Consider the following 10079-nt stretch of genomic DNA (forward strand, 5'->3'; position numbering starts at 1 on the left):
GGCGGGATCCCCAGAAAACCACCTGGGGGTCCACTTTCCAGAGGCGTCTCGCTCGAGCGGTCCTGGATGCCTGAGAGGTTCCCGGGGAGGGAATTGCTCCTTCGGCGCCGGGTTTCGAGGCCCGGTCTCTCCCGCCTGAGTTCAGCGACTACCCGCGAAGAATACCCGCAGGCAGCCCGGCCAGTCGCCAGGGAAGCGACCTACATCTCAGCACCGAGACCGCTCAAGGCCCCTTCGAACGGGTCGAAGGGGTCGGCGCGCAGCGCCAGGACAGGTTCTCGGTGCCGGGGAAGCCGAACTCCAGCCGGAACGCGCGCTTCGTCGCCCCGGACGGTCAGCCGGTGGCGCGCTCGCGGCGGCGGCGGGTCAGCTCGTCCTCGGTCATCGGGGCGATCTCGACGCCGTCCGCGCGTTCGGCCGGGAACTCGTGGATGGTCCCGCTGATCTCGCGCATCGCACCGCTCACCGCGATGCCGAACACGCCCTGGCCGCCTTGCAGCAGGTCGACGACCTCCTCCGGTGACGTGCACTCGTAGACGGTCGTGCCGTCGGAGAAGAGCGTGATCTTCGCGAGGTCCTGGACCCCGCGCCGGCGCAGGTGGTCGACCGCGACCCTGATGTTCTGCAGCGAGACACCGGTGTCCAGCAGCCGCTTCACGACCTTGAGCACCAGGATGTCCTTGAACGAGTACAGCCTCTGACTGCCGGAACCGTGCGCCATCCGCACCGTCGGGGCGACGAGCCCGGTCCGGGCCCAGTAGTCGAGCTGCCGGTACGTGATGCCCGCGACCTGACACGCCGCGGGACCCCGGTAACCGACGAGCTCGTCCGGCAGCGAGGAGTCCGGGAACAGCTCACCCTGCTGCCCGGATTCGGCCCTCAAGGGCGCTTCCTCGACCACGCCTGCCTCCCCTCGCGAACGGCCACGAAACTCGATGGCCGTCAAGCCGCTACGTCAGCTCGCGCGAACCAGCGACGTCCACTCGAGTTCGACGGTAAGACCGCTCCGAGGGCAGGTCAACGCGACGCGCGGGGAGTGTCGACCCTCAACTTGAAGTGGAGAGTCACACCATCACTCGAAGTAGGACGTTCAGGTGACGTTTAGTGATCGTTTAGCGGGTGAAACAGGCGGAAGGTAGCCCAACCGTGGGACCCGCGAATGGAGCACGAGGACCGCGAGCAGGACGGAGAGCGACACTCAACAAAACCGGGGCATCGATGCCCCGGCCGTGTCTAGGTGTCCGCGCCGCGGAAGTCCTCCGGGGAGACCGAGTCGAGGAACTCGCGGAACTTCTCCACCTCGTCCTCCTGCTCGTCCGGGATGATCAGGCCCGCCTCGGCCAGCACGGACTCCTCCGCGTGGATCGGCACACCCACGCGCAACGCCAGCGCCACGGAGTCCGACGGTCGCGCGGACACCCGCACGTCGCCGTCGAACACGAGCTCGGCGAAGAACGTGCCCTCCTGCAGGTCGGTGATCCGCACCTGTTCGAGGTTGCGGCCCAGCGCACCGATGACGTCCTTGAGGAGGTCGTGCGTCAACGGCCTGGCCGGCCGGACGCCCTGTTGCTCGAGTGCGATGGCCGTGGCCTCGACGGAGCCGATCCAGATCGGCAGGTACCGCTCACCCTCGGTTTCGCGGAGCAGGAGGATCGGCTGGTTCTGGGGCAGCTCCACCCGGACGCCCACGACGCGCATCTCACTCATCGGGTCTCGCCTCCCTCTGACTCGTTGGGGAGTACCCGGCTTGTCTCCGAGCATCCCCCGGCGTATGCGTTCGACGCTACCCGCCAAGCGGGCCGTGTGCTCAATTGTTGCGGGCGGAACGTGATCAAGACGATTGACGCAGACCCGCCCTCACCAACAACGAGTGCAACGAGGCGAAGAGGCCGGCCAATTCCCGGACCGTCCCGGGATCTGAGAAGGACCTCAGCAGAACGACCTCGTGATCGGCTGCCGCCCGGACCGCGCGCAGGTGTTCGCGCTCGACGCCGAGTCCGGTCATCATCCGGATCGTGCGGAGCGCGGTGACGTCGTCGGCGGTGAACCGGCCGCCGGGGCCGGGGCGCAGCAGGCCGTCGCGTTCCAGCTGGGACAGCTGGAACGCGGTGATCCCGGCCTGGGCCAGCAGATCGGCGCGCGAGAGGGAGCCCGCGTCGGCGGGGGCGGTGTCGAGCTGGTCGCGGATGACCTTGAGCGGCAGGTACCTGTCGCGTTGCGCGGACAGCACGAACCGCAGCCTCTCGACGTCCGCCGCGCTGAACTGGCGGTAGCCGGAGGCGGTGCGTGCCGGGCGGACCAGCCCCTCCGCTTCCAGGAAGCGGATCTTGGAGATGGTCACGTCGGGGAACTCGGGGCGAAGCTGTTCCAGCACCGCCCCGATGCTCAGTACCCCGCGTCGTGGCCGCCCGGCCGTCACGCGTCAGGCTCCCGCGGAGCCAGGACCCATCAGGAAGACGAGGCGGAACTTGCCGATCTGGACCTCGTCACCGTTGGCGAGGACGGCCTGGTCGACCGGCTCGCGGTTCACGTAGGTGCCGTTGAGGCTGCCGACGTCGATGACGACGAACTCGCCGCTCTCCCGGCGGAACTCGGCGTGGCGGCGCGAGACCGTCACGTCGTCCAGGAAGATGTCGCTGTCGGGGTGGCGCCCTGCACTCGTCGTGTCGCGGTCCAGCAGGAACCGGGAACCGGCGTTCGGGCCGCGCTTCACCACGAGCAGCGCGGAACCGGCGGGAAGGGCGTCTACGCCGGCGACCGCCGGCTCCGGGGCTGGCGCCTCGGCGCCGCCCTCCATCTCCTGGAGGAAGTCCGCCCGGAAGACGGAGGTCCGCTCCGGGGACTGCTCCGGCGGAACGCCTGGGCCGTCGTTCGTGCTCACCTGAGCTCTCCTCCTGCTGCTGGATCCGTCACTTCCGGTAAAACTTATCGCGTCCGAGTCGCCACCCTCAGCGCGGCTCCCCTTCCGGCCGAAGATCCGGCGAAAGATCGACGTCACTCCTTCTCCACCAACGCCTTGTACCCGTCGGCGTCCAGCAGGCCTTCCAGCGCTTCGGGGTCGCTCACGCGGAGCTCGACCATCCAGCCCTCGCCGTACGGGTCGGTGTTCACCGAGTCCGGTGCCTGCACCAACGCGTCGTTGATGGCGACGACCTCGCCGTCGAGCGGGGAGTAGAGGTCGGAGACGCTCTTGGTGGACTCCACCTCCCCGAACGTGTCGCCGGCGGAGACGGTGTGGCCGACCTCGGGCAGCTGGACGAAGACGACGTCACCGAGCTGTTCCTGGGCGTAGTCGGTGATGCCGACGCGCACGGTGTTCTCGCCTGTGCCGGCGACCCACTCGTGCTCCTCGGTGTAACGAAGCTCCTCGGGAATCAACTGACTGCGCTCCTCGTGCTCAACCTGTATGGGGTGATCTTTTCACGCGACCGTCCGGGGTGTGACCCGCAGGGCCAGGAAGAACTGGTAGACGTACAGCAGCGCCGACCACAGGTAGAGCGCTCCGCCCCAGACCGTGAACGCGTAGGCGAACGGCAGCGCGACCTGGGCCCACGCCGAGTCGCCCTGCGCGAGCAGCAGCAGGGGGAACGCGTAGAGCAGGTTGAAGGTGGCGGCCTTGCCCAGGTAGGTGACCTCGAACGTGCCCCAGCCCCGCCTGCGCAGGACGAGCAGGCACAGGCCCACGACGAGCTCCCGCCCGACCAGCACGAGGGCGATCCAGAGCGGGACGATGTCCCTGATCACGAACGCCAGCAGCGTGCAGAACACGTAGAGCCGGTCGGCGGCGGGGTCGAGCAGCGCGCCGAGGTCGCTCATCTGGTTCAGCCAGCGGGCGAGCTTGCCGTCCAGCCAGTCGGAGAGCCCCGCGAAGACGAGGACGAGCAGCGCCCAGCCGTCCGCGCGGGGTCCGAGCAACAGGTACAGGAAGAGCGGAACACCGGCCAGCCGCAACACGCTGAGCAGGTTCGGAATCGTCAGCAGGCGATCAGCCGGGTCACGCACACCCGCACTCTAAACGAGTGGCTGCGCACGGGCTGCCGGATGGCGTCACGGCGCGCGGTGCGTCTGGTTGCGAGTGGTCGTCCCGTGGGGGTGGATCAGGCCGTGCGCGTGAGCGTCCAGCCGCGGCGCTGCATCTCGGCGCCGCTGATCGCGTGCGGCCGGCCGCGGTCGTCGCGACCCACCCAGCGAGCGCGGAAACCCTCGAGCACGTACGCGTGACCCCTGCTCCACACGACGCTGCACGGCGTGGTGGGCAGCTCGGCGGTCTGCAGTGGCTGGGGCTCCGTGGCGGTGGTCATCTCAGTCCTTCCGTGACATCAGGGATGTCGTGAACCGGGGCTCCGGCGTTATCCCTGCACACGAATTCTGGAGGACTGTGGTTCAGGACACGTGTCCTGTTCGGGTCTTCAGCGTTAACTGGATCACTTCCCGCGCCGAGCTGTTCGGGCCCGAAGCGCGGCGGAAGATGATGTGATTGCCTGCGCAACCGTTCGTCGTGCGACGACGACCGCACGGCGTCCACCCGGTATCGGCCGGGCTCAACTCCGGCCGCGCCTTCGACACAGCGCGCGGATTTTGGGAGGCTCTCCACGTTTGAGCCAACCATTGTCCGGGTACAGCTGCCTCGACCTGTCCTGTCGAGCGGTTCCTCCCGTACGGTGGGGCCGCAGCGGTTGAGCCAGCAGCCGCACCGGGGCCGCTGCTGTGGCGGCTCCCTGTTTGCGAGAGGGAGTACATCAGTGACTGTGCAGGACCCGCGAGCGGAGCAGACGATCGCGCTGTCGGTTCGGCAGCCGGCGCCCGGTGTCACGGTGCTCGCCGTGTCCGGTGAGGTCGACATGGTGTCCGCGCCCACGCTGCGCGACGCTCTCGTGAACGGCCTCGGCGACGGCGGCACCTTCGTGGTCGACATGACCGGCGTGACGTTCCTCGGCTCCGCCGGCCTGGCGGTGCTCGTGGAGGCCGCGCGCCTGGCCCAGAAGGCCGAAACGGCTCTCAAGGTCGTCGCCACCGCCCGAGCCGTCACGCGCCCGTTGGAGGCCACCGGCCTCGGCGAGGTGCTCAGCGTGAGCGACTCCGTGGACACCGCCCTGGGCAGCTGACACGACCGGGGCTACCTGGTCCGGACCACGAGGCGGTTCCCCGCCGCTCCGAGGGCCTCGGCGACGTCGTGGAGGGCTCGCTCGACGCCGCCCGTCTCCACACCGACCCCGGTGAGGTCGACGGTCAGCGGCACCGTGCCGCCCCGTGCGGCCGTGGTCAGGGTCCGCCGCAACGACGGACCGGCCTCCACGGGTACGTTCCCGCGCACGACAGCCACAACGCCGGAGGAGGTCTCGTGGACCCGCACGTCGCATTCGGACGGGCTGCGGGTCGCGGGTACCGCCGATGTCGGCGCGCGGCGCAGGTGCACGGTCGTGCCGTTCGCGCTGCGGTCTATCTCGACGGAGTCCACGCTCTCCCGCATGAGCAGCAGTCCTCGCCCCCGCATCGTCAGCGCGGGAGGCGGCACGCGCCACCGGCCGTGGTCGGTGACGTCCACCTCCACGGAGCCGTCGTGCCCGAACTGGGCCCGCACCTCCACGGTGCCGCGCGCGGGGCCGGGATAAGCGTGTTCGACGGAGTTGTTGACCGCTTCACTGACCGCGAGAACGAGATCGCTCGCCTCGTCCTCGCCGAAACCGCTGTCCTGCAGCCATTCGCGGAGCTGGTGCCTCACGGGCGCCACCTCGTGCGCGTCTGCCGGGAAGTGGAGGTCCAGGAAGTTCTCGTGCACCAGCACAGCGCTCCTCCCGGTGTTTCCCCATCTGGCTTTCAGAGGGTGATTTCCCTGGGCGCCGCGGTAGTACACGTGTGAAATGAGATCGATTCGGGTACGGCAACGAAGTGCCGGCCTACAGCAGAACGGACTACGAGGTGGGTGTGACGCAATTGTCAGGGGTCGAACTGCGGATGGCCGCGGATCCCACGCAGCTCTCGATCGTGCGTGCGGTCGCGGCGGACATCGCGATGCGGCAGGACTTCGACCTCGACTCGATCGAGGACCTGAAGCTGGCCGTCGACGAGACGTGCTCGACGCTGATCACGCTGGCGGCTCAGGAGGCCGTGCTCAGCTGCCACTTCGACGTGGACGACCGCGGCGCGGTCCACGTCTCGGCGAACGTCGCCACGAAGGCGGCGTCGGGACCGGACGAGAACAGCTTCGGCTGGCGCGTGCTGACGGCGCTCGTCGACTCGGTGGAGACCAGGGTCGAGGAGACCGAAGGGTCCGTGGTCCACATCGGCCTCGTGAAGTCCACGGCAGGGGCGGTGGATGCGTGACCGGGTCGGAAGAGACGACGACCACGACGACGAAGCCGGACGAAGAGGCGGCGGTCGTCGAGGCGGTCGAGGAGACGAGAACCTCGACCAAGGGCGGTGACTACGACCACCTGGCCCCGCTGTTCGCGGAGCTGGCGGTCACACCGGCCGGTCCGGCGAGGGAGACGCTGCGGGACAGGCTCGTCACCGAGCACCTTCCGGTCGCCCAGCACATCGCCCGCCGCTTCGGCCACCGCGGCGAGCCGCACGAGGACCTCGTGCAGGTCGCGACGGTCGGTCTGATCAACGCCGTCGACCGCTTCGACCCGGACCGCGGCAGCGACTTCCTGTCGTTCGCGGTACCGACGATCATGGGCGAGGTCCGGAAGTACTTCCGGGACTCCAGCTGGTCGGTACGGATGCCGAGGCGGCTCAAGGAGCTGCACCTGGCGATCAACGCGGGCACCTCACGCCTGTCGCAGTCGCTGGGCCGCGCGCCCACCCCGTCGGAGCTGGCGGAGCACCTGGGCATGTCCCGCGAGGAGGTCCACGAGGGTCTCGCGGCCGGGAACGCCTACCAGAGCGCTTCTCTGGACGACATGCTGATGTCGGAGGACTCGTCGATCTCGCTGGGCAGCACGATCGGCGAGGAAGACCCCGAGATCGCCATGATCGAACAACGCGAGGCGCTGCACCCGCTCCTGCAGAAGCTGCCGGAGCGGGAACGCAAGATCGTGATCATGAGGTTCTTCGGGAACATGACGCAGACCCAGATCGCGCAGAAGGTCGGCATCTCGCAGATGCACGTCTCCCGCCTGCTGGCGAAGACGCTGCGTCAGCTGCGGGACGTGCTGGAGGAGTAGGCGCGGACACGGCGCCGGACCGCGTTGATGATCTGGCGCCGTTCGTCCTCCCCCATGCCGCCCCACACGCCGTACGGCTCCTGGGCCTCGAGCGCGTGGGCGCGGCACTGCGCGAGCACGGGGCAGTGCCCGCAGATCGCCTTGGCCTTCTCCTCCCGCGCTGCCCGCGCGTACCCGCGTTCGTTGTCGGGGTGGAAGAAGACAGCGCTGTTCTGGCCACGGCACAGCCCTGTCATCTGCCAGTCCCACACCTCGGTGACCGGCTTGGGCAGACGGGTGGTGCAGGTCATCGCGACCCCCTGATACTGGGCGGAAAGAGTTGCGATCACTGCGTACCTCTGCTTGACCAGGGGTAAACCTGCTAGAGCCTTTCGGGTGCCCCGATTCCCAGCAGGGACAACCCCAGCGTGAGCACCCGCGACGTGAGCGTGAGCAAGTGCAGCCGCGAGTCCTGCAACTCACGGGTCTCCGCCGTCGCCACCGGGCAGTGGGTGTAGAACGCCGAGAACGCCGTGGCGGTCTCGAACAGGTAGTTGGTCAGCTTGTGCGGCGCGAGCTCGTCGATGGCAGCCTGAACGGCCGTGGGCAGCTGCAACAGCTTCAGCGCGAGCTCCCGCTCAGCCTGCTCCCGCAACACCAGCGGAGCACTTTCGTCGGCGGTACGGCCGACCTTGCGCACGATGGACAGGATCCGGGCGTTGGCGTACTGGATGTACACCGACGTGTCGCCGGTCGTCGCGAGCATCTTCTCCCAGGTGAAGACGTAGTCCTTCTCCCGGTCGTTGGAGAGGTCCGCGTACTTGACCGCGCCGAGCCCGATCGTCCTGGCGAGGGCGTCCTTCTCGGCACCCTCCACTTCGGACGTCTCCGGCATGACCTTGTACGAGTTCTCCACGGCCTCGGTCAACAGCTCGATCAGCTTGAGCGACCCGCCGGCCCGCGTCCGGATCGTCTTGCCGTCAGCTCCGAGAATCGTGCCGAACCCCGTGTGCACGGCCTTGTGCGCGTCGTCCAGCCACCCCGCCTGCCTGGAGGTGGCGAAGACCATCTGGAAGTGCTGGGCCTGCGGCGACCCGACGACGTAGATGAGCTCGTCGACCTCCCGCTCCCGCACCCAGTACCGCACGGTCGCGAAGTCCGTGGTGGCGTACCCGTACCCGCCGTCGCTCTTGCGCACGATCAACGGCAGCCGGTCGCCCTCGCGGTTGGTGAACCCCGGCGGGAACACGCAGAGCGCACCGTCGCTGGTCTCGATGAGCCCCTTCTGCTGCAGCTCGGTGATCGTGTCCGCGAGGTAGGGGTTGTAGAAGCTCTCCCCGTAGTTGTCGTCGGCGGACAACCCGATCCCGAGCATCTCGTAGACCTGGTTGAAGTGCCGCTGGGACTCCCCCACCAGCTCGTGCCACAACTCGAGCGTGGCCTCGTCCCCACCCTGCAACAGCACGACCCGCCGCCGAGCGCGGTCGGCGAACCCGGGCTCGTTGTCGAACTTCTGCCGAGCCTGCTGGTAGAACGCGTTGAGGTCGCTGATCTCGTGGTCGGCCCCGTGCCCGAGGTCCGTGAGGTGCTCGATGAGCATGCCGAACGGCGTACCCCAGTCACCGAGGTGGTTGTGCGGGATGACCTCGTGCCCGGCGAACTTCAGCAGCCGGCAGAACGCGTCACCGATGATCGTCGACCGCAGGTGCCCGACGTGCATCTCCTTGGCCACGTTGGGACTGCTGTAGTCGATGGCGATCCGCCGGGGCGAGTCGACGGTGGGCACCCCGAGCCGCGAGTCCCCGAGCAACCTGGCGGTCTCCACCTCCAGCCACTCGCGCCGCAACCTCAGGTTGATGAAGCCGGGACCGGCGATCTCAGCAGCCTCGACGGCATCACCGGCGTCGAGGTGCTCCACGATCGACGAGGCGACCTCGCGGGGGTTCTTCCCGAGCTTCTTGGCAAGGCTCATGGCAACGTTGCACTGGTAGTCGGCACCGTCCCGGTTGGACGGTCGGATCAGCGCTTCCTCCGCGGTGATGTCCACGCCCAGAGCGGCGCGCAAAGCACCCGCGACCCGCTGGCCCAGCTCGAGCCCGACATCCCCACGCAGCACAGAACGCACCTTTCACCAGCGGCTTGTTCAGCTCAGTATTTCACCCGGCACCAAATCGTTCGAACCAGGAACCCGGAAGCCTCACCACCGCCCGAGCAGCAACGCCCCTCCCCCGACCAACCCGGCCAGACCGACCACCCCGAACAGCACCACCCACCCCAGAGCGGGAACCCCGGTCAGCCAAGCCAGCTGATCGGCATCGGACCGGGGAGCCTGCCGCCTCCACCGCTTGACCTGCAGTTCCCACACAGGCCGCACCCCACCCAGCAGCAGAAACCAGGCGAATACAGAGGCAGCAGCATCCCGAACCTCGAGCGAGGCGTAGAACGACACGAAGAAGAACGCCCCACCGGTGACGATGATCGACAGCACCCCGAACACGTTCCGGATCATGATCAGCATCGCGGCGAGGAACCCGATGCTGATCCACAGCATCAGCTGGATCTGCTCGGTGGTGATCAGCAGAGCCGCCCCGAACCCGAGCAGCGAAGGCGCCACGTACCCGGCCAGCGCGGTCAACACCATCCCCACCCCCCGGGGTTTTCCCCGCGACACGGTGAGCCCGCTGGTGTCGGAGTGCAGCTTGATCCCGCTGAGCCGCCGCCCGGTCAGCACGGCGAGCAGGGCGTGCCCGCCCTCGTGGGCGATGGTGATGACGTTGCGGGTGACCCGCCAGACCGAGTGCACGGCGACCGCCAGGAACGCCGCCAGCGCGGTCCCCCAGGTGATCAGCACCTCGTGGGTCAGCAAGGAGCCGGGCATCAAGTCGGAAGGCATCGAGACATCGAAACAGACGCGCCGTGAGAGCCACATCAAGG

At 68.3% G+C, this 10079-nt stretch carries 14 protein-coding genes and 1 riboswitch; of the genes, 3 read left to right on the forward strand and 11 right to left on the reverse strand.

Going from position 1 to position 10079, the window contains the following annotated elements; all coding sequences use genetic code 11:
- Positions 1 to 47: 47 nt before the first annotated feature.
- Positions 48 to 144: riboswitch (glycine riboswitch) on the reverse strand.
- Between the two features lie 190 nt (positions 145 to 334).
- The 7 genes from VM306_RS01020 to VM306_RS01050 form a co-directional block, all read right to left on the reverse strand.
- Positions 335 to 901 carry a MerR family transcriptional regulator gene (locus VM306_RS01020; RefSeq protein WP_325510275.1) on the reverse strand — a complete coding sequence of 189 codons (567 nt, stop codon included), beginning with the start codon at positions 899 to 901 and terminating at the stop codon, positions 335 to 337.
- Positions 902 to 1233: 332 nt separating this feature from the next.
- Positions 1234 to 1707, reverse strand: coding sequence for a bifunctional nuclease family protein (locus VM306_RS01025; protein WP_030468959.1), 474 nt, complete (start codon positions 1705 to 1707; stop codon positions 1234 to 1236).
- Between the two features lie 124 nt (positions 1708 to 1831).
- Positions 1832 to 2389, reverse strand: a complete 558-nt coding sequence (locus VM306_RS01030; protein ID WP_325510289.1) for a MerR family transcriptional regulator — start codon at positions 2387 to 2389, stop codon at positions 1832 to 1834.
- A 33-nt stretch (positions 2390 to 2422) separates the two neighbouring features.
- Positions 2423 to 2881, reverse strand: a complete 459-nt coding sequence (gene garA / locus VM306_RS01035) for a glycogen accumulation regulator GarA (protein WP_325510276.1) — start codon at positions 2879 to 2881, stop codon at positions 2423 to 2425.
- A gap of 113 nt (positions 2882 to 2994) precedes the next feature.
- Positions 2995 to 3378: a glycine cleavage system protein GcvH gene (gcvH, locus tag VM306_RS01040; protein ID WP_325510277.1), complete on the reverse strand. Its 384-nt coding sequence runs from the start codon at positions 3376 to 3378 to the stop codon at positions 2995 to 2997.
- Between the two features lie 42 nt (positions 3379 to 3420).
- The gene (locus tag VM306_RS01045) at positions 3421 to 4002 is read right to left on the reverse strand and encodes a CDP-alcohol phosphatidyltransferase family protein (protein WP_325510278.1); all 582 of its coding nucleotides are present in this window, start codon (positions 4000 to 4002) and stop codon (positions 3421 to 3423) included.
- 95 nt (positions 4003 to 4097) lie between these two features.
- Complete coding sequence (locus VM306_RS01050) at positions 4098 to 4301, reverse strand: hypothetical protein (RefSeq protein ID WP_325510279.1); 204 nt, start codon at positions 4299 to 4301, stop codon at positions 4098 to 4100.
- 441 nt (positions 4302 to 4742) lie between these two features.
- Between VM306_RS01050 and VM306_RS01055 the strand changes: the two genes are divergently transcribed.
- The gene (locus tag VM306_RS01055) at positions 4743 to 5105 is read left to right on the forward strand and encodes an STAS domain-containing protein (RefSeq protein ID WP_325510280.1); all 363 of its coding nucleotides are present in this window, start codon (positions 4743 to 4745) and stop codon (positions 5103 to 5105) included.
- 11 nt (positions 5106 to 5116) lie between these two features.
- On the opposite strand, the gene VM306_RS01060 is transcribed toward VM306_RS01055, so the two are convergent.
- The gene (locus VM306_RS01060; RefSeq protein WP_325510281.1) at positions 5117 to 5785 is read right to left on the reverse strand and encodes an ATP-binding protein; all 669 of its coding nucleotides are present in this window, start codon (positions 5783 to 5785) and stop codon (positions 5117 to 5119) included.
- A 140-nt stretch (positions 5786 to 5925) separates the two neighbouring features.
- Between VM306_RS01060 and VM306_RS01065 the strand changes: the two genes are divergently transcribed.
- Both VM306_RS01065 and VM306_RS01070 read left to right on the forward strand, forming a co-directional pair.
- Positions 5926 to 6324, forward strand: a complete 399-nt coding sequence (locus VM306_RS01065; RefSeq protein ID WP_325510282.1) for an ATP-binding protein — start codon at positions 5926 to 5928, stop codon at positions 6322 to 6324.
- A gap of 110 nt (positions 6325 to 6434) precedes the next feature.
- Entirely contained in the window at positions 6435 to 7166 is a 732-nt protein-coding gene (locus VM306_RS01070; protein ID WP_325510290.1) for a SigB/SigF/SigG family RNA polymerase sigma factor, read from the forward strand.
- Here VM306_RS01070 and VM306_RS01075 read toward each other — a convergent pair.
- From VM306_RS01075 to VM306_RS01085, 3 genes are all read right to left on the reverse strand, one after another.
- On the reverse strand, positions 7139 to 7456 hold the full coding sequence (locus VM306_RS01075) for a WhiB family transcriptional regulator (protein WP_325510283.1): 318 nt from the start codon (positions 7454 to 7456) through the stop codon (positions 7139 to 7141). The genes VM306_RS01070 and VM306_RS01075 overlap by 28 nt on opposite strands.
- Before the next feature lie 71 nt (positions 7457 to 7527).
- Positions 7528 to 9261, reverse strand: a complete 1734-nt coding sequence (argS, locus tag VM306_RS01080; protein WP_325510284.1) for an arginine--tRNA ligase — start codon at positions 9259 to 9261, stop codon at positions 7528 to 7530.
- Between the two features lie 81 nt (positions 9262 to 9342).
- The gene (locus tag VM306_RS01085; RefSeq protein ID WP_325510285.1) at positions 9343 to 10038 is read right to left on the reverse strand and encodes a M50 family metallopeptidase; all 696 of its coding nucleotides are present in this window, start codon (positions 10036 to 10038) and stop codon (positions 9343 to 9345) included.
- Between the last annotated feature and the right edge of the window lie 41 nt (positions 10039 to 10079).

The sequence above is a fragment of the Lentzea sp. genome (genome assembly GCF_035525475.1).
In the GTDB taxonomy this organism is placed as follows: Bacteria; Actinomycetota; Actinomycetes; order Mycobacteriales; family Pseudonocardiaceae; genus Lentzea.